Source organism: Bifidobacterium simiiventris (assembly GCF_019331715.1).
In the GTDB taxonomy this organism is placed as follows: Bacteria; Actinomycetota; Actinomycetes; order Actinomycetales; family Bifidobacteriaceae; genus Bifidobacterium; species Bifidobacterium simiiventris.
This window is the reverse complement of sequence record NZ_JAHBBG010000002.1, coordinates 49,243-70,802: the sequence shown is the minus strand read 5'-3', so window position 1 is coordinate 70,802 and position 21,560 is coordinate 49,243. Positions and strand designations below refer to the sequence as shown.

The window sequence follows — 21,560 nt, the reverse complement described above, 5'->3', positions numbered from 1 at the left end:
GCAATCAGTCAGTCACCGACGGGATCAGTAGCCCATGTCGGCGCCGGCACCGGCGGCCGGAGCTGCCGGCGGTTCCGGCTTGTTGGCCACCACGGCTTCGGTGGTCAGGAACAGGCCGGCGATGGAGGCAGCGTTCTGCAGCGCGGAACGGGTCACCTTGGCCGGGTCGGCAACGCCGGCGGCCAGCAGGTCCTCGTAGGTGTCGGTCGCGGCGTTCAGGCCCTGGCCCGCAGGCAGCGCACGAACCTTGTCGATGACGACGTCGCCGGACAGACCAGCGTTCTCGGCGATCTGCTTGATCGGGGCTTCGATCGCGCGGAACACGATCGCGGCACCGGTGGCCTCGTCGCCGTCGAGCTTGACGTCCTTCTCGGCCTTGGCGGCAGCCTGAATCAGGGCCACGCCACCACCGGGCAGCAGGCCTTCCTCAATGGCGGCCTTGGCGTTGCGCACGGCGTCCTCGATGCGGTGCTTGCGTTCCTTGGCCTCGACCTCGGTGGCGGCACCGACCTTGATGACGGCCACGCCGCCGGCGAGCTTGGACAGGCGCTCCTGCAGCTTCTCGCGGTCGTAGTCGGAATCGGTGTTGGCCATTTCGCCGCGGATCTGCTCGACGCGAGCGGCGATCTCATCGGCGGAGCCGGCACCGGACACGATGGTGGTCTCGTCCTTGGTCACGGTGACCTTCTTGGCGGAGCCCAGCATGGACAGATCGACGGAGTCGAGCTTGAGGCCCAGATCGTCGGAGACGACCTGGCCGCCGGTCAGGATGGCCATATCCTGCAGCATGGCCTTGCGGCGGTCGCCGAAGCCCGGGGCCTTGACGGCGCAGCACTTGATCGCGCCACGGGTGTGGTTGATGACCATGCCGGCCAGGGCCTCGCCGTCAACGTCCTCTGCGATGACCAGCAGCGGCTTGCCGGTCTTGACGACCTGCTCGGCGATGTGGGTGAAGTCGGTCATGCTCGACATCTTGCTGGTGGTCAGCAGGATGTACGGGTCGTCGAACGACACGGTCTGGTTCTCGGAACCAGCGGCGAAGTAGCCGGAGATGTAGCCCTTGTCGAAGCGCATGCCCTCGGTGAACTCGAGATCCAGGCCGAATCCCTGGTTGTCCTCGACGGTCACGACGCCGTCCTCGCCGACCTTGTCGAGCGCCTCGGCGATCTTGTCGCCGATCTCCTCGTCGCCGGCGGAGATGGTCGCGGTGGCGGCGATCTCTTCCTTGGTCTCGACTTCCTTGGCGGAGGCCTTCAGCTCCTTGACGATGGCCTCGGTGGCCTTCTCGATGCCGCGGCGCAGCGCGATCGGGTTGGAGCCTGCGGTCACGTTCTTCAGACCTTCGTGCACGAGGGCCTGGGCCAGCACGGTGGCGGTGGTGGTGCCGTCGCCGGCGACGTCGTCGGTCTTCTTGGCGACTTCCTTGACCAGCTCGGCGCCGATGCGCTCGTACGGATCCTCAAGATCGATCTCCTTGGCGATGGAGACGCCATCGTTGGTGATGGTCGGCGCGCCGTAGGTCTTGTCGAGCACCACGTTGCGGCCCTTCGGGCCGAGGGTGACCTTGACGGTGTTGGCGAGCTTGTCGAGGCCCGCGAGCATTCCCTGGCGAGCTTCCTCGTCGTACGAAATGATCTTTGCCATGGTTGATATCCTCCAAATGGCTTCACGGTACTTGTTCTCACCGGAAGGCTCCGGGCGAGGCCGGCCGTCAGCTGCCGGTTATCACTCTCACCTTCCGAGTGCTAATTGGGAGATTAGCACTCTCGGTGCCCGAGTGCCAACCGGTCGCCCGGCGATTGTGCTTACGGCAAACTGCCCACATACAAAATCAGCCCCGAAACGCACGTGAATGCGTTCGGGGCTGATTGACGGAAGACTGTCGAACAAGACGATCCCTACAGCTTGATCACCTTGGTTGCCTGCATGCCTTTGGGGCCGCGCTCGGCCTCATATTCGACCTTGTCCCCCTCGTCCAGCGTCTTGAATCCATCGGCCTGTATCACCGAGTAGTGGACAAACACATCATCGCCACCATCATCCGGGTTGATGAAGCCGTAACCCTTTCCTGCGCTGAAGAACTTCACGGTTCCGTGTGCCATAACCATTCTTTCTTTGGTAATCCGAACATCGCAGACTCAAAGGAAGAGAACACACACAGCACAAATCGCACTCCCCCCGCCTTGCGACTATCCCTATTGTAGCGAGTGGCGGGACGAAGCGCATTCGTCGGCCGGCTTGACGGGCCTGAGCCGATCGTGATGCGCGCCGCGACGATGCGCGGCGCGCATCGAAGTCAGTTGAGCAGCACGACCACCACGGACACATCCAGACCGGTCGTCTGCTGCACGTCGGAGATGCCGAGCGTGGCGGCCACGTCCTCGGCGGTCGCCTTGTCCGTGTCGTTCTGGTACCACACGACGTTGGCCGTCGGCAGATCGCTCGAGGTCGGATTCGCGGCTTCTACGGACGTGTACCCGGCCGCTTCGAGCGAGGTCTTCTTCTGGCCCGCGTATCCGTTGATGCCGGAGGCGTTCACGACGCGCACCGAGGCCGCCTTGTTCACCTGCGCGCTCTGGTCGCTCTGGTCGCCGTTCTGGGAATCAGTGTTCTGGGAATCAGTGTTCTGATCGTTCGACTGGCTGTCCGTCGTGCCGTCGCCGTCGGTGGAGCCCGAGCCGTCGGCATTGGCGTCGGCATTCGATGAGGCATCGCTGGAACCGGCGTCCGAACCGGTGCCGGAGTCGGATGAGGACGTCTGGTCCGACGAACTGCCGCTGGTCTGCGAAGTGGTGGCATCGGAACCGCCCGACAGGCCGAACATCTTGGAGAACTCGCCCGTCACGACGCTCCAGGTCAGCGCGCCGGCGAGAATCGCGACGACGAGCACGGTGAGATACGGGGCGACACGCGCACCCAGCGAACGAGGCCCGCGATGAACGCCCACCGGCCCGACCGGCGGGTTGTCGAACATGTCGGGAGCATACGAATCGTAGGTCGCTTTGTCTTGTTTCGCCATATCAGCCCTTCCATACACAGCTAGTCAAGAGTCTAACCGCCACCTTGCCCAAGCGGCCGGCGGAACCGGCCGAGGCGCTCGGCGATGCGGACGACCGGCGGTACGCCTACAGTATTTTCACATGGATGTAACTCATGTCAAACCGTTGTCGCAACTCGTCGAGGCCGGATGGGCCGAGGCGCTCGCCCCGGTGGAGCCCGACGTGCACCGCATGGGCGATTTCCTGCGCGCCGAACTCGCCGCGGGACGCCACTACCTGCCGGCGAGCCGCAATATCCTCAGGGCGTTCACGATCCCGTTCGATTCGATCAAGGTGCTGATCGTCGGCCAGGACCCGTATCCCACGCCAGGGCATCCGGTGGGATTGAGCTTCTGCGTCGCGCCCGACGTGCGGCCGCTGCCGAAGAGCCTGATCAACATCTACAAGGAGCTGGTCGACGATCTGGGTGTGCCGGCGCCGGCCAACGGCGACCTGACGCCATGGACGCATCAGGGAGTGATGCTGCTCAACAGATGTCTGACGGTCGGGGTCGGCAGGCCGAATTCGCATCAGGGCAAAGGTTGGGAACAGATCACCGACGCCGCCATCCGGGCGCTGAACGCGCGCACCGACGCCGACGGCAAACCCAAACCGCTGGTGGCCATCCTATGGGGGCGCAATGCGCAAACGCTCGAACCGCTGCTGACGAACGCGGTCATCATCAAATCCCCTCATCCGAGCCCGCTGTCCGCCTCGCGCGGCTTCTTCGGATCAAAGCCGTTCTCCCGCGCCAACGCCGCCCTCGAGGCCATGGGCGCCGATCCTGTGGACTGGACCCTTCCCGCCCACAGCTGAAATCAAATCTCAGCAAGTGCGGTTACAGTGGGGCGCATGCCTTTATTTCCGATGCAACCGAACGTTCCGCCGCAGCCCGGCTCCGCCATGCCGCCCGCCGCGCCGTCGATGCCGGCCATACCGCAGCCGTCTTCGACGGTCGGCCTGGCCGCGGACGACGTGGCCCGCGCCCGTCAGCTCGCCGACCGTCTCCGCTCCCGTTTCGCATCTACGCTGATCGGACAGGACAACCTGCGCGAATCGCTCATCGTCACGCTCGTGGCCGGTGGACACATCCTCATCGAATCAGTGCCGGGCCTGGCGAAGACCACGGCCGCCCAGACACTCGCCACCTCGGTGTCAGGCACGTTCAAGCGCGTCCAGTGCACGCCTGATCTTATGCCGTCCGATCTGGTGGGCACGCAGGTCTTCGACTTCGCCTCGCAGCGATTCACCACACAGATCGGCCCGATCCACGCGAATTTCGTGCTGCTTGACGAGATCAACCGTTCCAATGCGAAGACCCAGTCCGCTATGCTCGAGGCGATGGCCGAAGGCGCGACGACCATCGGCGGCGAGCGCATCGCGCTGCCCACGCCGTTCATGGTGATCGCCACGCAGAACCCCATCGAGGAGGAGGGCACGTTCAACCTTCCCGAGGCGCAGATGGATCGCTTCATGATGAAGGCGGTGATGACCTATCCGAGCGCCGACGAGGAGACCCGCATGCTGGCGATGCTCACCCGGCGCGGTTCGGACGCGCTCGACCCGTCCATGCTGGCTCCTGACGTATTGTCGATCCGCGATGTCGAGTTCCTGCGTGCGGCCGCGCGGCGCGTGCACGTGTCGGATGCGATCATGCGCTATGCGGTCGATATGGCCGCCACGTCGCGCGGCGCAGGCACGCATCCGGTCAAGGGGCTGGCACAGTTGGTCAGGCTCGGGGCGAGCCCGCGCGCTTCGATCGCACTGACGCGCATCGGGCAGGCGAACGCCCTGCTGGCCGGACGCGACTACGTGGTGCCCGAAGACATCAAGGCGTTCTCGTATCAGGTGCTACGTCACCGCATCATGCTCACGTTCGAGGCACTGGCCGACGGCGTGAGCGCCGACCAGGTGGTCGACTCGATCGTCAAGGCGGTTCCGGTCCCATGATCGGACGCACGCCGAACGAGGATCCGATTCGCAGGAAAATCGAATCCCTCGGCACGTCGCTGAGCCTGCCGACCGTGCGCAAGGCGTTGGGCGTCCTTGAAGGCGAGCATGCCTCGGGTCGTCGCGGCGGCAACGACGACGTGATGGACATCCATGTCTACGGACCCGGAGACGAGGCACGCGCCATTGACTGGAAGGCGAGCGCCAGGCTGGGCCGACCGATGGCCGCCCAGCGCGAACGGCGCGCGACGAGCCGTGTCTGGCTGCTGCTTGACGTCGGCCGCGAGATGACCGGCGCGTGCGAAGGAGGCGAGCGGGCATGGCAGATCGCCGCGAACGCGCTGCGCATGTTCGCGGCGTTGTCGCTGCGTCGCTCCGATGACATCTCGCTGGTGTTCGGCGATGCGGCGAGCATCACACGCGTGCCGTTCCATGGAGGGTTCAGCCAGTTCGAACGCACGCTCGACCAGGCGCTGGAACGCGAGTGGACGCACGAACGTAACATCGACGCCCTGTTGGAATATGCGAGGCGCATCCGCGACCGCGATGCGCTGATCGTGCTCGCCACCGATGAACATGCGCTCAGAGAACGGCATGTCGCATTGATCGGCCGCATCGCACGCACGCATCCGGTCGTGCTCATCGACGTGGCCACGATCAACCCATTCGCCAGACATGCCGGCATGACGGTCGTCGATGGCGTGCGTCGCCGTCGGGTCCCCGCGTTCCTGCGCGACGCGGCGTGCGCCGAGCAGGTGGACGTGCACCGCGGATTCATGGCCGCCTCGCTGCAGCGGGAGCTGGCCCGGTGCGGCTCGCGCATGATCCGCGGCGCGTCCAGCGAGGCGATGTTCGACGAGTTCGTGCGGCTGGTGTCGCTGGCCACGGTCTCGCCCGCATTCAATGAGATACGTTCCGGAGGTGCGCGATGATCGGCATACTGCTTGCCGACGGCACGGACGACCTGGATCCGGTCGGCCGACTCGACTTGACCGCACCGCTGCTCGCCGTTGCCGTCGCGTGCGTGGCGACGGCGGTCGTCCTGATCGTCGCGATCGTGTTGTTGTCGCGTCCGAAAAGAACCGTCGCACGTCGCGGCGCGCACGGCGTCCACGTCGATGGCGGCATGCTGGCGCGCTGGCGGCGGCGCGTCGACGACGTCGTGCGTCGTCATCATGACGGCTCTCTGTCTCGCGAGGAGTCGTTCGTCGAGCTCGCCGATATCGCCAGACGGTTCGCAAGCGAAGCGAGCGGCACGGACATGCGAGCCAGCACGCTGAGCGATCTTGCCGTGATGCCGCGCACGGACGGCAACCGCCGCAGCCTTGACTTGCTCAAACAGACGATTTCGGCGTTATACCCAGCGGAGTTCGCCGACTCCGGACTGAACCGCATCGCCGGCGAGACGAGCGTGGACGAGGCGGCAGGCTGGGTGTCGAATCTGATGGAAAGGTGGCGCTGATGCAGCCCTCGACGCTGACCTGGCAATGGCCGTGGGCCGCGTTGGCCGCGGTTCTGGTTGCGGTGGCCGTGATCATACTGATCGTCGTCTGTTCCCGGCCGGTGCGGGATCGTGCCGACGACGCGCCCGTGTTCTCGTTGGACGACGATCTGGCGACCGAACATGCCGCACGTCAGTTGCGACGCTGGCGCACGCTCAACCGCGTCGCCGTCGCACTGCTCGTCGTAGCCGGCGCATTGGCCGTCGTGCTGGTCGCGCGTCCATCCTCCATCGACGTGAGCGAGGAACGGGCCAGCAAACGCGACATCGTGCTGTGTCTCGACGTATCCGGCTCCACGCTGCCGTATGACCGCGAGGTCATCGAAACATACCGTGATCTCGTGTCCCATTTCCAAGGTGAGCGTATCGGACTGAGCATCTTCAACTCCACGTCGCGCACCGTGTTCCCGCTGACCGACGACTACGATCTGGTCGCCTCCCAACTCGAATCGGCCGCCGAGATACTCAAGGGGGTCGAAACGCAGGACGACATAGACAAGATGAGCGACGAACAGTACCAGAAGATCTCCGACTGGCTCGACGGCACGCAGAACCGCACGAACGCGACCTCGCTGATTGGCGACGGCGTGGTCAGCTGTGCGGCGATGCTGCCCGGATTCGCCTACGGGTCGTCGTCCGGCACGGGTGCGCAGCGCCAGCGTGCCGCGTCGATCGTGCTGGCGACCGATAACGTCGTCTCCGGCGACCCGACTTACACGCTCAGCGCGGCCCTCGACCTCGTCTCCGGTGCCGGCATCACCGTGGATGGCCTGTTCTCGGGGCCGAAATCAAGCGAATCGGAGGCCACGACCACCGATATGAGGAATCTCGTCGAAGCGCACGGCGGCATGTTCCTCACGCAGTCGAACGGCTCAAGCGTCAGCCAGCTGGTGCGCGAGATCAACCACAGGCGCGAGGCCGCCAGCCAGACGGATGCCAAGGCCGCGGTGACCGACGCCCCCGGTTGGTGGACGCTCGCGCTTGCGGTGGTGACAGCCGTTTGGATGATCCTGGCTTGGAGGTTGCGTCGATGACGTTCACCGGCATGTTGACGAATCTTACGTTCTCCCCCGCGCTCGGCTGGCCGGCCGGCATCGTTCTGACGACGGTCATGATGGCGTTTGCGGCGGCCGCGGTGATCGTGCATGTGCGGCACCGCGGATCGAGCGACGAGACGGTGGCGGCCTGCGTACGGCGCGTGGCATTGTGCGTGACGCTCGCGGTGATGGCGCTCACGCCCAGCATCGTCTCGACGACGACCAGCCAGGCCGTCAACGCGACCGACGTGGTCATCGCGGTCGATGTGACCGGTTCGATGGCCGTTGCGGACGCCCACTACGGTTCGGACGAGACGATCAGCAGGCTCGACGCCGCGAAGCGTGCCGTCGCCGATATCACGGCGATGTACCCCGATGCCAGTTTCATGGGATTGCGCTTCGGCTCGTCCGGCACGGTGGACGTGCCGCTGACCCCCGATGCGCGCGCGATCGGCAACTGGGCGAACACGCTGGGCGTGGAGGCGACCAGTGTGTCGGCGGGTTCGTCGTTGGACGCGCCCCTCGACCAGCTGCTCGTCAATCTCAAGGCGATGCACGAATCCAGGCCGGACGACGCGATCATCGTGTATCTCATCAGCGACGGCGAAGAGACCGGAACGACGACGCGGCGTTCGTATTCGACGCTGCGCAAGTACGTGAACGACGGGTTCACGGTCGGCGTGGGTTCGACGGAGGGCGGCAGGATCCCGGTCATACGGGACGGAGCCGACGGCGGACAGACGCAGGACGGGTCATGGGTCACTGATCCCGACACCGGTCAGCCCGGCATCTCGCGCATGGATGAGACGAACCTGCGCGACATCGCGGACGAGCTGAGCGGATCGTATCTTGCGGTGAACGCGACCACGACCATGGCGGAAGGACAGTCCAAGGAACTGTCGTCGCGCTGGCAGGTCACTCGAACGGTAAAAGAGCGCACGCGCGCCACCGCGGTAGTCTGGCCGTTGGCCTTGCTCGCGCTGGTGCTGCTGGCATGGGAGACGGGTTCGTGGCTGGCATTGTCGAGGAGGCTGATATGAGCGATACGACTTCGGCCCGCAAGGCTCGGGCGGGATTGGCGGTGCGGGTCGCGCTCGGCGTGGCGGCCGCAGTGTTCGTCGTATTCGGAGTGCTCGCGGCGGTGAACCTGCGCGCCGTGGACACGTTCAACCGAGCCACGGACGATCTGACGGAGCATATCGCGGCGGTCAACGCCGAGACGCCGGACTACAACGCGCTCAGCACGCTGCAGGATCAGACGGACGCGCAGTTCCGCGACGCTGCGGCCGCCGGTGCGGTGCTGCTGCCGTCGATACGTGACGCGATCGCCAGGAACGCCGACGTTTCCGCCAAACTGACGCAGCTGGTACGGCAACGGCTGAGCGAGCAGACCGATCAGCAGAACGGCCAGACGGCCGAGGGGCAGAGCGGCACGAACGACCAGACGCAGGACGATTCCGGCTCGGCGCAGTCCGGCCTGACCGACGAGCAGCGCCGTCAGGTGGAGGAACTGCTGCAGTCCAACGGACAGAACGCTCCCGCAGATGGGTCGTCGGCCGACGGATCGCAGTCCGAAACGACGAACAACACCGGTAACAGTTCTAAGCCTTGGTGAGTTGTTCGGCTGCGGCTTGACGCTGACGTCCGAGCCGTATCTCGGTGCCGTGAATCGGTTCGGTACCGAAATGCGGCTCATTGTGGATGGAATTATCCACCGCGACTTATCCACAACACGCCGATGACCGCCGATTGCGTCCACAGTCCCGTATCCGTTGGACGGGCCCAGCCGCATCCCGTTCAATGAGAACATGAACAACGCATATTTCCCGCAATCGGCATCGTCATTCCCCACGTCCAGCCCGTTCGAGGTCAGCGGCGGGTTCCCGTTCTTCGGCGCATCGTCTCCCGCATGTGCCTGCCGCGCCGTCGTGACGGACGGCCGCGATCTGATCGCCATGCATGAACGTGGCACGGTCGACGCGGCGGCGCATGCCGCGGCCGCGCATGTGCGATCCTCGGATATCGCCTGGGAGGGCAATGCCGCCACCTTGTTCCGGCGACGACTGTCCGACTGTGATGCGCAAGCCCGGCGCATGTGCGATGACGCCGCCGTCACGCACCGTCTGGCATGGACCGGCGGTGCATGATGGGATGGCAGGTCACTTCGGTCATTCACGGCGGACGACGGTATTCGTCTGCGGCGTTCGAGGAATACCGGGCCGCCGCTCGGGCTTTGCATGACGCGTCGTCCGATTGGCGCGCGGTCTCGAATGCATGGTCCACCGCGGCGCTGCGGCTGACGCAGCAACGGTTCAGCGTGCCGTTGTGCGCCACGCTCGCGTCCGGCAGTCCCTCAACCGCCATGCCCGGACATGCCACGCTGCCGTACGCCCGCCTGGTGGAACGATGCACCGACCATGCGAACCGGTGTCGTCTGATCGCCGACGAACTGTCGGGCATGGCCCTGCTACTGATCCGGGCGCACTCGCTGTATGCGGAGTCGGAATCATGGGCGACCCGTCTGCTCAACGAGCTGCTGCAAGGCATATCGTCAAGCCAGCCGAAGTTCTCGGCCGCCGGCGGGGCCGCGCTGGCCGGCGGAGGCATGCTCGCCGGATCCCTACATGAAGGCCGGTTCAACCCGATCTGGGGACTGACCTCGTCGGCCAAGACGCACGAGGGACTGATGAGCGGTCTGGGCGCGTTCGTGGGCGGCATCAATCCGATCGGCGGGATCGGCCGCACCGACGAGGTGAACGTGGCGGCCGGCCGGATAGCGCGGGTCACCAAGCCGTGGAAGGATCTCAGGCAGGGCGACATGCTCGACGTGCAGGAGGTCTCGAGCAGGGCGCCGGTGGTGGGCGCGTCCTCATCCGTCTCACAGGCATTGGAGAACCTGCGCCGGCTGGCCGAGGAACGGCTCGGCACGATCGAGCTGAACAGTGGTTTGGACTATGCGACGATAGCGATCCAGAAGTACCGGCGAGCGGACGATTCGGTGGGCTGGCTCGTAACGATCCCAGGCACGGACGGCGAGGACGATTCGCCGTTCGGATGGGCGCAGAACGTCGAGTTGATGAGCGACGATCCCGAACAACGTATGAACGCGGACAGTGCGCGCATGGTGGTCGAGGCAATGCGTCAGGCCGGCATCGGCTCCGACGAGCCGGTCGCACTGATCGGCCACTCCCAAGGCGGGATCGTCGCCGCGGCGATCGCCGCGGATATGGCCGATCAGTACACCATCGAGCATGTGGTGACGGCCGGTTCCCCGGTCGCGAATCATCCGATCCCGTCGAAGACGTGGGTGACCAGCATCGAAATGGAGGACGAACTGGTCGCCGCGCTCGACGGGGCCGCGAATCCCACGACCGAAAACTGGCTGACCGTCCACGGCTATGCGACGAAAACCGCCAACGGCATCACGACCGGCACGGTCGACGATGACGTGGCCTGCATGCCCGGCACCGCATCGTCGTCGTGGAGCCGCGACTACGCCGGCGCCGAAGTCAAGGACGCTCCGGACGACAAGGAGATCACGCACTGGCTCAAATACCATCAGGCCGCCTATCGGAATGCCTCCGACCTGGGCTCTCCCGCCGTCGACGCGCACGAACGGCATTTCCAGCAGGTCATTGACGGCGAGCTTGAGGAGACCCGCTACTATCGCGGCCGCATGATGCACGGAGGCATCACCACCGCCCCGTCTCCGCACCGCATCGATACGGATACGCTCGCAGACGACTGACCGGGAAACGCCGGTTTTTCACCCGGTCGGGTCGTCAAGAACGCATGATGCCAGGTGCCGGTTCGAGGACGATGACAATCCCGCTGGTTCTCGTATCAGGATCTCGGTCGATGCGTGCCGCCAGATGCAGATGCATGGCCCGGGCCAGGGACTGTGCGACCGCGAGTCCCAAGCCGGAGCCGTGTGTGCCGCGCGAATCGTCGGCCTGATAGAACCGGTCGAACAGTTTGGCGGCATCGATGCCGGCAGCAGCTTCGGCGCTGATCGGATTGGAGAACGAGACGGCATCGCCGCGTTGCGTGATCACGGGAGCGCCGCTGCCATGCCGCAACGCGTTGGTGACGAGGTTGTCGACGATGCGACGCAATGCGGTCCGGTCAGCCTCCAGCGTGAACCGTTCGTCGTCGAAGTCGACGGTCGGCTCCCAGCCGCGTTCCTCAAACTCGGGATAATGGCCGACCAGCACCTCCGCCACGAGCGGTTGCACGGCAACCGGCTCAAGATCCAGCGTGCGATCGGGATCATTCGCCCGCGCATAGGCGAACAGCTGGTCGAGCAACCCGCGCATGTCATCCAGCCTCTGCAGCGCCACCGTCAGGTGACGTCCGTCATCCGCAGACAGATCCTTCGTCATCGCCAGTTGGATATGACCTTGTGCGCCCATCAGCGGCGTGCGCACGTCATGCGCCAACGACGACAGATCACGCTGGAACTCCTGCGTCTTGGCCATCGCGGCGATCCGCTCGCCCTGTATCGCATCCAGTTGCACGTTGATCTCCCGTGCCAGTTCACGGCTCGCCCCGCTGGGCAGTTCCACGTTCAGCCGCGCGTTGCTTCCCGCCGGTCGATCACGCAGAAACCTGGCCATCCGCCGCATCTCGCGTTCATACACCGCCGCCCCGATCGCGATCCCCGCAACCAGTCCGACCAGCAACCCCACAATCACCATGGCAACGATTGTCAGCACACGTCGCGACGGCGGTTGACGAGAAGCGTCGCGCCGACGGACAGGATGATCCAGCCGGCGAAGCAGATCAGCGCATGTGCCCAGACCGGCATGCCGAGCGACATGCCGCCGGCCGTCGTGGCGAACAGTCCGGCACTGTCGGAATACAGTTTCGCGTTGTTTGACGGCAGCCATTGCGTCAACTGCCCGGTCCACGGCGCATACGCGGCGATCACCGACAATACGATGTTCGTCATCGATCCCATGATGCCCGCGCCGACCAGCACCGCGGCGGCGATGCCGAACGCCTTGCTCCGCACGATCATCGTCACGGCGACGACGATCAGCACAAGCGTGGCCGCGCCCAGTATCTTCAAGCCGCAGAACCCAAGATACGAGCCGAAACTCTCCGTACGACGGAACCGCACGCCGAGCACAAAGCAGGCCAGTTCCAGCGAGGCGATAGCCACGACCGCGTTCCATACGGACAGCAGCACCGACAGCAGCAATCGGCCGGCGATGTAGGCAGTCCGGCTCGGACGACCGGAGACGAGGTTCTTGACGAATCCGGCATCCCAGTCGTCCATGACGACGAGCACTGCCAGCACGGAGACGAACACAGCCAACACGGAACCGCCGCCCAATCCCGAACTGGCCAGCATCGCGGTATGCGAGTCCATCATGCGGGCGGTCGCCGCCAATCCGGCGGTGGCATTAGTCGTGACCGAAACGCCGTCGGTGTCGGTTTGCGCAGCTCCCGTGGCGGCGCCGAGCAGCATCAGCGTAGTGAGCAGACCGGCGGTCAGCAGAATGACCAGTATGGTGACGACCCAGAATTTACGGCCGTGGATGAGTCGGTACAGGTCGGAACGCAGTAAGTTGAGCATCATCGGCTCCCTTCCGTATGGGCGTCGTCCATGAGAGCGACGAAAAAGTCTTCCATGTCGTGCGATTTCGCGGACAGTTCGAGGATGGTTTGGTTGGTTTCATGCAGGATTCGGGATACTTCGGCCGCGTCGAATCCGCCGGCGATGGTGATCGAGCCGTCGGGTTCGGCGGCGAAGCGCACCGGATCTGTCGGATTGTCCGGCAACCGGTCCTCGAGCATGGCGAGCGCGGTCGCGGTGTCGGCGGTGCGTACGGTAAGGCTGTCGCCGCATTCGGCTTGGACTTGCTCGGCGGTCATTTCGCGCACCATGTGGCCGTTCGCGATGACGCCGTAGTGGGTGCACATGCGTTCCAACTGGTCGAGGACGTGCGAGCTGATGACGATGGTGATGCCGCGCTGCTGGTTGAGCTGCACCAGATAATTGCGCATGGTGCGCGCACCGTCCGGATCGAGGCCGTTGAGTGGCTCGTCAAGCAGCAGCAGATCCGGCCCGCCGACGAGGGCGAGCGCCAACCCGAGCCGCTGTTTCATACCGAGCGAGAAGCCGCCGGTTGTCTTGCGGCCGACGGTGCCGAGTCCGACCTGGTCGAGCAGGTCGCGGCATACGGGTTTCGGATCGGCCACTCCAAGGGCAAGCGCCTGTGCCATCATCGTGTCGAAAGCGCTCATGTGCGGCAGCAGTCCGGGGTTCTCGATGAGCGCGCCGACGCGTTGCACGCCGCCGCCTGCATTGCCGGCGCCGTCGGACGTGTTGCCGAACAGCGTGATCTCGCCGCCGCTCGGTGTGATGAGTCCGGCGATCATTTTCATCACGGTCGACTTGCCGGCACCGTTCTTGCCGACGAATCCGTAGATCGCGCCTTGCGGCACACTCATGTCGAAATGGTCGACCGCGCGTTTGCCGGCGTACCGTTTGGCAAGCGACCGTATGCGAATCGCGTCCATCTTCCGTTCCTTTCCTTACGTTTCCTTGGATGATGCACCCCACTGTACGGAACGGATCTTGCGCAATCGCCACTCACCTCATGCGATAGTCTCACGGAAACCTTGCGAAAGTATGACGATCGACGACGCTCACACGTCGAGCTTGAAGCCGAGTCCCCAGACGGTTTTGATATACGAGTCGGTGCCGGAGGGTTTCAATTTGGCGCGGATCTTGCTCACGTGCGCGGTGACGGTGTTGTCGTCGACCATGTACGGTTCCCTCCAGCACAGTTCGTAGACCTGCTGTTTGGTGAAGACCGTGCTGGGATGGGCCATGAGCAGTTCGATGATGTTGAATTCGGTGTTGGTGAGGGATACCGGCCGCCCGTCGATGGCGAACGTGTGGGCGGCCGGGCTGAGCGTCCAGCGGCCGGCGGTGAGCAGGGATGCGCGATCATCCGAGGCGACCGGTTCCGGTGCTTTCTCGACCGAGGAAACCGAGTCGGTTGTGCGGCCATGCCCGTAGCCGCGTCCGCGCAACTGCGCTTCGACGCGCACAACGAGTTCATCCAGATCGAACGGTTTGACGAGATAGTCGTCGGCGCCGAGCTTGAGCAAGGTCACGCGGTCGGCGACGGTGTCGCGTGCGGAGATCACGATGATCGGCACGCCGGCCCCGCGTTCGCGCAGCATCGTCACCAGCTGTTCCCCGCTCAATCCGGGCAGCATGAGGTCGGTGATGATGCAGTCGAAGCCGCCGTCCGACGATCCGGTCGCCCCGCGTTCCAGCAGCAGCCGTGCCTCCGAACCGGAGTATGCGGCCGTGCAGTCGAACCCGGCACGGCTCAACCGCGTGCAGGTCACTTCGTTGATGTCCGCATCGTCCTCGATCACCAATATGCGCGCACCCATGCCGGCCTCCCTCCGCATCGTTCCACGGTACCGCGTCCCACAGTACGTTATTGCCGGAACCGTCGGCACAACCGTACGCTGACGGCTGCTTCGCGTACGTTTCCGCTGACGACCTCGGCAATACCGTACGCTGACATCGCCCATTCGTACGTTTTCGCCGAAGCATTCGGCAATACCGTACGCATCGGGCATGTGCCGGACTGTCGTTGACACCGCCCTGTCGTCCGGTTCACGGCTGGAAGTACCCTAGAATCCATGAAGCTTACTGATATTTCCCCCGCAATCGCATTGACCCCGCTCGATGGCCGTTACCACAACGCCACCGCTCCGCTCGTCGAATACCTGAGCGAGCCGGCCCTGAACCGTGAGCGCATGCGCGTCGAGGTCGAATGGATGATCCTGCTGGCGAACGGCTTCGACGGCAACGGCAACCAGCCGATCATCGACGGCGTCAAGCCGTTCACCGAGGCAGAAAAGGCGTTTCTGCGCGCGATCCCCGAGGACTTCGGCGCCGAGGGTATCAAGCAGCACGCCGCGCACGAGGCCGTCACCCACCACGACGTGAAGGCCGTGGAGTACTACATCGACGACCAGATCGACAAGGCCCCGGAAGAACTCACCAACATCAACGACGCGTTGAAAACCCTCGTGCACTTCGCCTGCACGTCCGAGGACATCAACAACCTGTCGATCGCCCGTTGCGTGAAGAACGCGATGGAGCAGGTTTGGACCCCGGCGTTCAAGGAGATCATCGACCACCTGGCCGCCAAGGCCGACGAATACCGCGACAAGGCGCTGCTGTCCCTCACGCACGGCCAGCCGGCCACGCCGACCACGCTCGGCAAGGAGCTCGCGGTCTACGTCTACCGTCTCAACCGCCAGTTGAAGCACATCGAGAACCAGGAGTACCTGGGCAAGATCAACGGCGCAACCGGCACGTTCGGTGCGCATCTGGCCGCCTGCCCGGACGTCGACTGGATCGCCGTCTCCCGCGAGTTCGTCACGAACCGCATGGGACTGACGTGGAACCCGCTGACCACGCAAATCGAATCCCACGACTGGCAGGCCGAGCTGTATTCGACCGTCTCCCACGCGAACCGCATCATGCACAACCTGTGCGTGGACGTGTGGATGTACATCTCGCGCGGCGTGTTCGCGCAGGTGCCGGTCAAGGGCGCGACCGGCTCGTCCACGATGCCGCACAAGGTCAACCCGATCCGCTTCGAGAACGCGGAGGCGAACTTCGAGATCTCCTGCTCGCTGCTCGACACCCTGTCGGCCACGCTCGTGGAGTCCCGTTGGCAGCGCGATCTGACCGATTCGACCACGCAGCGCAACATCGGCTCGGCGCTCGGCTACTCGCAGCTGGCCCTGTACAACCTCATGGGCGGCCTGAAGTCCATCCATCCGAACGACCATGTGATCTCGCGCGAGCTGGACGAGAACTGGGAGGTGCTCGGCGAGCCGATCCAGACCGCGATGCGCGCCTGCGAGCTCAAGGGCCTGCCCGGCATGGACAAGCCGTATGAGAAGGTCAAGGAGCTCATGCGCGGCCATGAGATCAACAAGGAACAGGTCGAGGCGTTCATCGACCAGCAGTCCTTCGATCCCGAAACCGCCGCACGCCTCAAGGTGCTCACCCCGGCCACATACACGGGCGTGGCGAGCAAGCTGGTCGATTTCGACCGCTGAACGGCGGCCCAGCCGCACTGACATGCACGCAGTCAATCGCGAAGGGTTCTGATGAGCGATCAACAGCATGCGACCGATTCCGCCGACGAGCGCACCGCCTCGTCGGCGGAATCGCGTTTTACGAACATCACTCCGAAGATGACGGACGAGGGGACGGCTCCGGTCACCACGACCGTCATCGACGACGTGCCGCCGAGGCGCATCCATGACGTCGGCGACCTGCTGCGGGCCGGCGCGTCCGTGGTGCTTGCGGTCGTTGCGATGCTGTCGGCCATGTACCTGCGCGGCATCACCACCGGCGTCGAGACCGACGCACACACGGCCGGGCAGGCGCTCAATTGGATGGTCGATCTGCCGACCACGCTGTTGCAGCAGCTGGCCATCGTTTCCATCGTGGTGATGGTGGTCGCGCAGCTGCTGCTGAGTCGCGCATGGATGCAGGCCGCATTGTCGGTGTTGGCGATGTTCGCCGCCTTGGGCGCCGTGTGGGGCATTTCCCTGACCGTGACGCGTTTCGGCGACGCGACGCTGATCGCCGCATTGAGTTCGCCCAACAGCTGGACGGGGTCCAGTCTGTTGCCCGATTTCTACGCCGGCGCCGCCGCTTTGCTGACGGCGGGCGGGCCGCGACGTACAAGATCCACCGTCAAATGGGGCTGGAACATCCTGTACACCGTGGCGGCGCTGCTGGTGCTGCTGTCGGTCAATTCCGTGGCCGGCGTGCTGGTGTCGTTCGCGATCGGCCGTCTGATCGGCATGCTGCTGCGGTTCGCGGTCGGCACCAAGAATCAGGGCGTGTGGGGCGAGGAGCTGGTGCAGGCCTTGGCAGGCATCGATCTGCATCTGGTGTATCTGTCCCGGCATATCGACAGCGACGAGTCCGTTTCCGCAGCCGCGTCCCGGTCCTCGCTCGACGACGATCTGGTCGAACGCTCACGCCGCTATGACGCGCAGGACGACCGTGGCCGCCATTTCGTGATCTCGGTGCTCGACAGCCAATCGCATACGGCCGGATACATGCGCCAACTGTGGCAGTGGATTCGTTTCACCGGCGTGTCCACGCGGCGCGACCGTTCCCCGCGCGAGGCCACGCAGCATCATATGGCGATGCTGCTGGGGCTGCATAACTGCGGTCTGCCCACGCCGCGCGTCTACGGCGTGGCGGATACGGGAGAATCGTCGATTCTGGTCCTGCAGGGCAATGACGCGATGCACGAATGCAACCGCAACACGATCAGCGATGAGGACGCGATCGCGCTGATGCGGTTCCTGTCCGTGGCGAACAGACGAGGCTACACGCACCGCCGCATCACGCCGAACACACTGGCCCGGCTTGAGTCGGGCACGCCGATCATTGCGGGATGGCAGAACGGCGACGATGCAAGCACGGCGGCGAACGTGGCACTCGACCAAGTGCAGCTGCTGGCGTTGCTGGCCGCCCTGATCGGCCCGGAACGTGCGGTCGCGGCAGGACGCAGCGTCTGGGGTGTCGACACGATCATCGAGCTGATCCCGTTCGTGCAGAAGGCGGCGATACCGAAGGCGACGCGCGCGTTGGACGGCTGGAACAACCATGTGCTGGACGACCTGCGCGCCCGGTTGCGTGATCTGGTGCCGCAGGATGCCGCCGAGACGACGGAGCCAGTGACGCTGTCGCGGTTCAGTGTGCGCTCGTTCATCGGACTGGCGCTGCTGGTGGTCGCGGTATCCGTGATGTTCACGCAGCTCAAGCCCGACGAGGTGATCTCCGCGGTGCGCAATGCAAACCCGGCGATGGCCGTGATCTGTCTGGCGTTCGGACTCGTCGCGTGGCTGGGATCCGCGTTGGAGCTCGGTGCGTTCGTGGACAGGCAGCGACGTGATCCCGTGGGCATATTCATGTCGCAGGTGGCGCAAAGCTTCGCAATGGTGTCGATGCCCGCCGGCGTGGGCCCGGCGTTTGTCAACCTGCAATTCCTGCGCAAAAGCGGCTACCGCAACACCGCTGCCACGGCGATCATGGGCGCGGTGCTGGTCGTGTATTATGTCGGCACGGTGCTGCTCACGCTGGTAGTCGGCCTGTTCACCGGCAGCGACGCGTTGAGCAGCATGATCCCGACGAACACCCTGATCGTGGTGCTTGGCGTGGTGTTGATGACACTGGCCGTGGCGATGATGATCCCGCCGGTGCGGCATTTCGCCGCACGCACCATATTGCCGTTGGTGAAGACCTATGCCCGCCAACTGGTCGATACCCTGTCCGATCCGGTGAAGCTGCTGCCGAGCATCGCAGGTATGCTGGTGCTCAACGTGGCGACCGGTCTGGGGTTCTGGGTGGCGCTGCTGGCGTTCGGATACATGACGAATCCGATCGAAACGTTTTTCATCTTCATGATCGCCAATGCGGTCGGCTCGTCGGTGCCCACCCCGGGCGGCCTGGGCGGCGTCGAGGCGGCACTGACCGTATCGTTCGGCGCGATGGGCGTGCCCGCCGGTGTTGCACTGTCGGCGACGCTGCTGTACCGTGTGGTGTTCTTCTGGGTACGCATCCCCTTGGGTGCGGCGGCGATGCGATGGCTGGACCGGCGCAACCTCATCTGATCGCCGACCAGCACATCGCGTAAGCCCAATGGTGGAGCCGTTTGTCGACCGTTCCGCTCCCCCGGGACGGTCAAATGCTGTCGCAGGTGCGTCCAATGTGTCGTTTTCGGGGTAAATTCCCTCGAAAACCCTTGAAAAATGCGGTATTTGGCGCGATCGTGCGCTATTATTCAGTATGAACGTGTGGATGGTTCGACCTAGGAGGGCCATCCCCTGACTCAAGAAGGATGCTTTATGGCATACAACAAGTCTGATCTCGTCTCGAAGATCGCCCAGAAGTCCAACCTGACCAAGGCCCAGGCCGAGGCGGCTGTCAACGCTTTCCAGGACGTGTTCATCGAGGCCATGCAGTCCGGCGAAGGCCTGAAGCTGACCGGTCTCTTCTCCGCTGAGCGCGTCAAGCGTGCCGCTCGCACCGGCCGCAACCCGCGTACCGGCGAGACCATCGAGATCCCGGCCACCTACGGTGTCCGCATCTCCGCCGGCTCCCTGCTGAAGAAGGCCGTCACCGAGTGAATCACCGAGTAAGCGGTTCCGCTCGGTAGTCTCGGCAACGACAGACGAGATAAGCCCCGACCATGGACGGTCGGGGCTTTTTCATGCCCGGGCTGCGACGGTACGCGATGCTCGGGATCGCGCACGACAACGCCCTCCGCTCTACAGTGCGGACAGCAGTTGCCGGTATTCCGGCGCAGGATCGTTCGCGAACGGGTCCAGTATCACGACCTCGCGATGTTCGGGACTGGTCAAGGTCAGTCGCGTCCAATCGCAGGAGAACTGCGCGCCGGCGGCCAACGCTGCGGCGACGAATCGTCCGCGCAGCGCGGCACGGGTATCGTCCGGCGGTTCGCTCAATGCCTGACGGGCATCGTCGTCCCCCAGCAGCCGAGTCATCGCGCCACGCCGCAGCAACGAGTCGTACAGCGTGCCGTTGACGATGTCGTGGTAATCCATGTCGAGCTGCTCGAGCTTCGACTGCGGGATCTTGCCGGCATGCCGTGCCTGTAACGCGTCGAACAGGCGCAGCTTCGCCGCCCAATCGATGCGATCCGCGAGGCTGGCTCTTTGCCCGGACTCGAGCAGATCCAGCACATGCCGCCATTCGTCAAGGATATGTTCGGCCGTGTCGTGCGGCAGCGCATCGTTCATCGGTTCGCGGCGGTCGGCCATGAACCGTTCGACGATATGCAGATAGCCGCGCTGGATGTCCAACGCGCCTAGTTCGCGGCCATCGGCCAGCCGCAGTCGTGCAGTGCGGCAGGTCAGGTCGCGGCTGACCGCACGGTTGGCGTCCCCCGCATCGGCCAATGCGAACGATTCGAATCCGCTCGGCCTTCCTTGCCGCGCGGCATCTTCGATCGCGCACAGCACCAGATGGGTCACGGCGAGTTTCATCCAGGTCGCCCACTGCGATCGGTTGGAGTCGCCGATGATCACATGAAGACGACGGAATTCCTCCGGATCGGCGTGCGGTTCGTCGCGCGTGTTGACCATCGGACGCGACCTGGTCGTGGCCGACGACACCGCCTCATCCAGGTAATCGGCTCGTTGGGTGATCTCGAAGCCTTCGTCGGTAACGCGGCCCGCGCCCGTGTACAGCTGACGCGTGATGAGGAACGGCAGCAACTCGTGCTCGACCTGTTCGAGCGAGACGAAACGGCGCACAAGATAGTTCTCATGGCATCCGAACGAATGTCCGGCGGAGTCGGCGTTGTTCTTGAACACGTGCACGCGCGCCCCCTCGCCATATCCGGCGTCACGCAGCCGTTCCTGCGCCTGCACGGCGAGCCGGCGCATCACCAGTTCGCCGGCCAGATCCTGGGCGAGCGCGTCCAGCGGGTCACGGGCCTCGGCCGTGGCGTACTCCGGATGCGAGCCGACGTCGAGATACAGTCGGGATCCGTTGGACAGGTACGTGTTCGTGGAACGCGACCGGGAGACGATCGGCCGGAACATCGTCATCGCGACCTGCCCGGCCTCGATCGGACGGGTCGCACCCGTGACGGACACCCCGTACTCGGTCTCCACGCCGAAGATGCGGGCGAATCCTTCGAACTGCGGGGAGAACGGCACCGATGCGCCGGGCCCGCTGTTGCCGCTGTCGCGCAGCTGGGGCATCACTCGCCGCCCTTTTGCACGAAACTGTTCACGTATTCCTCGGCGTTGGTCTCGAGCACGGATTCGATGTCGTCCAGCACCGAATCAAGCACGTCACCGGTCTCCTGCGCCTCGACGGCTTCGACGCGCGTCGTCTCCTCACCGTGTTCGACGGCCTGTTCGGCCTTGCCCTGCACAAATTCCTGAGGCATGGTTCCCTCCATAACAGACATGCTCCCCTTGGGC

At 64.6% G+C, this 21,560-nt stretch carries 21 protein-coding genes; 12 read left to right on the top strand and 9 right to left on the bottom strand.

Annotated elements, in window-relative coordinates:
• Window positions 1-24 precede the first annotated feature (24 nt).
• From groL to KIH76_RS02730, 3 genes are all read right to left on the bottom strand, one after another.
• Window positions 25-1,644 (bottom strand): chaperonin GroEL, encoded by a 1,620-nt coding sequence (gene groL, locus KIH76_RS02740; RefSeq protein ID WP_214373237.1) that lies wholly within the window; start codon window positions 1,642-1,644, stop codon window positions 25-27.
• Window positions 1,645-1,898: 254 nt separating this feature from the next.
• Window positions 1,899-2,102, bottom strand: a complete 204-nt coding sequence (locus KIH76_RS02735; RefSeq protein WP_094729628.1) for a cold-shock protein — start codon at window positions 2,100-2,102, stop codon at window positions 1,899-1,901.
• A gap of 194 nt (window positions 2,103-2,296) precedes the next feature.
• Complete coding sequence (locus tag KIH76_RS02730; RefSeq protein ID WP_219069242.1) at window positions 2,297-3,019, bottom strand: LytR C-terminal domain-containing protein; 723 nt, start codon at window positions 3,017-3,019, stop codon at window positions 2,297-2,299.
• A gap of 121 nt (window positions 3,020-3,140) precedes the next feature.
• Here KIH76_RS02730 and KIH76_RS02725 point away from each other — a divergent pair, with 121 nt between their 5' ends.
• From KIH76_RS02725 to KIH76_RS02685, 9 genes are all read left to right on the top strand, one after another.
• Window positions 3,141-3,854: a uracil-DNA glycosylase gene (locus KIH76_RS02725; RefSeq protein WP_219069240.1), complete on the top strand. Its 714-nt coding sequence runs from the start codon at window positions 3,141-3,143 to the stop codon at window positions 3,852-3,854.
• 36 nt (window positions 3,855-3,890) lie between these two features.
• Window positions 3,891-4,988, top strand: coding sequence for an AAA family ATPase (locus tag KIH76_RS02720; RefSeq protein ID WP_219069238.1), 1,098 nt, complete (start codon window positions 3,891-3,893; stop codon window positions 4,986-4,988).
• Window positions 4,985-5,920: a DUF58 domain-containing protein gene (locus tag KIH76_RS02715; RefSeq protein ID WP_219069236.1), complete on the top strand. Its 936-nt coding sequence runs from the start codon at window positions 4,985-4,987 to the stop codon at window positions 5,918-5,920. Before KIH76_RS02720 ends, KIH76_RS02715 begins: the two co-directional genes overlap by 4 nt.
• Window positions 5,917-6,450, top strand: coding sequence for a hypothetical protein (locus tag KIH76_RS02710; protein ID WP_219069234.1), 534 nt, complete (start codon window positions 5,917-5,919; stop codon window positions 6,448-6,450). The genes KIH76_RS02715 and KIH76_RS02710 overlap by 4 nt, the downstream gene beginning before the upstream one ends.
• Window positions 6,450-7,523 (top strand): vWA domain-containing protein, encoded by a 1,074-nt coding sequence (locus tag KIH76_RS02705; RefSeq protein ID WP_219069434.1) that lies wholly within the window; start codon window positions 6,450-6,452, stop codon window positions 7,521-7,523. Before KIH76_RS02710 ends, KIH76_RS02705 begins: the two co-directional genes overlap by 1 nt.
• Window positions 7,524-7,537: 14 nt before the next feature.
• Window positions 7,538-8,566 (top strand): vWA domain-containing protein, encoded by a 1,029-nt coding sequence (locus KIH76_RS02700; protein WP_214373336.1) that lies wholly within the window; start codon window positions 7,538-7,540, stop codon window positions 8,564-8,566.
• The gene (locus KIH76_RS02695; protein WP_214373230.1) at window positions 8,563-9,141 is read left to right on the top strand and encodes a DUF6466 family protein; all 579 of its coding nucleotides are present in this window, start codon (window positions 8,563-8,565) and stop codon (window positions 9,139-9,141) included. The genes KIH76_RS02700 and KIH76_RS02695 overlap by 4 nt, the downstream gene beginning before the upstream one ends.
• Window positions 9,142-9,334: 193 nt before the next feature.
• Window positions 9,335-9,673 (top strand): hypothetical protein, encoded by a 339-nt coding sequence (locus KIH76_RS02690; protein WP_214373229.1) that lies wholly within the window; start codon window positions 9,335-9,337, stop codon window positions 9,671-9,673.
• Entirely contained in the window at window positions 9,673-11,274 is a 1,602-nt protein-coding gene (locus tag KIH76_RS02685; RefSeq protein WP_214373335.1) for an alpha/beta fold hydrolase, read from the top strand. Before KIH76_RS02690 ends, KIH76_RS02685 begins: the two co-directional genes overlap by 1 nt.
• A gap of 34 nt (window positions 11,275-11,308) precedes the next feature.
• Here KIH76_RS02685 and KIH76_RS02680 read toward each other — a convergent pair whose 3' ends face one another.
• From KIH76_RS02680 to KIH76_RS02665, 4 genes are all read right to left on the bottom strand, one after another.
• On the bottom strand, window positions 11,309-12,142 hold the full coding sequence (locus KIH76_RS02680) for a sensor histidine kinase (protein ID WP_219069232.1): 834 nt from the start codon (window positions 12,140-12,142) through the stop codon (window positions 11,309-11,311).
• Window positions 12,143-12,234: 92 nt separating this feature from the next.
• A complete protein-coding gene (locus KIH76_RS02675) occupies window positions 12,235-13,110 on the bottom strand; it encodes an ABC-2 transporter permease (RefSeq protein ID WP_214373227.1) in 876 nt (291 codons plus the stop codon).
• Window positions 13,107-14,054, bottom strand: a complete 948-nt coding sequence (locus KIH76_RS02670) for an ATP-binding cassette domain-containing protein (protein ID WP_214373226.1) — start codon at window positions 14,052-14,054, stop codon at window positions 13,107-13,109. Before KIH76_RS02670 ends, KIH76_RS02675 begins: the two co-directional genes overlap by 4 nt.
• Window positions 14,055-14,183: 129 nt before the next feature.
• On the bottom strand, window positions 14,184-14,945 hold the full coding sequence (locus KIH76_RS02665; protein ID WP_214373225.1) for a response regulator transcription factor: 762 nt from the start codon (window positions 14,943-14,945) through the stop codon (window positions 14,184-14,186).
• Window positions 14,946-15,200: 255 nt separating this feature from the next.
• Here KIH76_RS02665 and purB point away from each other — a divergent pair, with 255 nt between their 5' ends.
• The 3 genes from purB (at window position 15,201) to KIH76_RS02650 (ending at window position 19,733) form a co-directional block, all read left to right on the top strand.
• A complete protein-coding gene (gene purB / locus KIH76_RS02660) occupies window positions 15,201-16,637 on the top strand; it encodes an adenylosuccinate lyase (RefSeq protein WP_214373224.1) in 1,437 nt (478 codons plus the stop codon).
• Window positions 16,638-16,688: 51 nt separating this feature from the next.
• Window positions 16,689-19,217, top strand: a complete 2,529-nt coding sequence (locus KIH76_RS02655; RefSeq protein ID WP_214373223.1) for a lysylphosphatidylglycerol synthase transmembrane domain-containing protein — start codon at window positions 16,689-16,691, stop codon at window positions 19,215-19,217.
• 234 nt (window positions 19,218-19,451) lie between these two features.
• Window positions 19,452-19,733: an HU family DNA-binding protein gene (locus tag KIH76_RS02650; protein ID WP_163228992.1), complete on the top strand. Its 282-nt coding sequence runs from the start codon at window positions 19,452-19,454 to the stop codon at window positions 19,731-19,733.
• 141 nt (window positions 19,734-19,874) lie between these two features.
• Here the strand turns inward: KIH76_RS02650 and pafA are convergent, their stop codons facing one another.
• Entirely contained in the window at window positions 19,875-21,335 is a 1,461-nt protein-coding gene (pafA, locus tag KIH76_RS02645) for a Pup--protein ligase (protein ID WP_219069230.1), read from the bottom strand.
• Complete coding sequence (locus tag KIH76_RS02640) at window positions 21,335-21,526, bottom strand: ubiquitin-like protein Pup (RefSeq protein ID WP_214373221.1); 192 nt, start codon at window positions 21,524-21,526, stop codon at window positions 21,335-21,337. Before KIH76_RS02640 ends, pafA begins: the two co-directional genes overlap by 1 nt.
• Between the last annotated feature and the right edge of the window lie 34 nt (window positions 21,527-21,560).